The organism is uncultured Lacinutrix sp., from assembly GCF_947500325.1.
GTDB lineage: Bacteria > Bacteroidota > Bacteroidia > Flavobacteriales > Flavobacteriaceae > Lacinutrix.
In genome coordinates this window covers 1-719 of sequence record NZ_CANMRQ010000078.1, presented here as the reverse complement: position 1 = coordinate 719, position 719 = coordinate 1, and the positions used below count along the sequence as shown (strand labels likewise).

General features: G+C 33.7%; 1 protein-coding gene. It reads right to left on the bottom strand.

Annotation, left to right across the window (positions count from 1 at the left end):
* Window positions 1-719: Ser-Thr-rich GPI-anchored membrane family protein (locus Q0997_RS20245; RefSeq protein ID WP_367180231.1), on the bottom strand; the 719-nt coding region annotated here is incomplete at both ends.

The following is a 719-nucleotide window of genomic DNA, read 5'->3' as shown; positions in this document are numbered from 1 at the left end:
ACTTTTACTCTAACTGTATTGCTATCAATAGTATTAGGTATATTCCAGTTATAGGTTCTTATACTAGCAGAAGTTCCAGATATTGATCGGTTTGTTGCAATCGTATTCCAAGTAACTCCATCATCCGTACTGTAATAAAAATTAAATCGGCTTTCACAAGTAGAGGCTCTAAAGTTTATTGGTAAAGCGTCACAGCCATTTGTCGAAATACTTGAAAAGTCATCTGTTAACTCAACCATTGGTATTAGACTAAAAGTACTATCACTAGTATCTAATAAAGTGGTGTTGCCTATATTACTTATTCTAATTAAATAGTTACTTGTAGGTAAACTATTTGGTGTAGTCCAACTATAACTTCCATCATTAGATGTACCGTTTACTATAGTATTCCATGTATCTCCATTATTTGGAGAATAGTCTAATCTAACTGAAGTATACAAAGTGCTAGTATCCCATTGAATGTTATAAGCACATCCTGAATCTAAAGTTTCTCCGCCATTAGGATAAGTTAAAACAGGAGACGCTGGAGTTATTGTAAATACGGCATCACTTATATCTTCTTTACAAGATTGTTGTGCATCAAAAACCCGTATTCTACAATTTTCCCTTAGAGATAATTGGGGTACGTTCCAAATATAAACGCCACTCGTTGTTGTATAATTGCTAACTATTGTACTCCAAGAACCTGTTTCTGACGTTCGATATTGAATCGTATAACT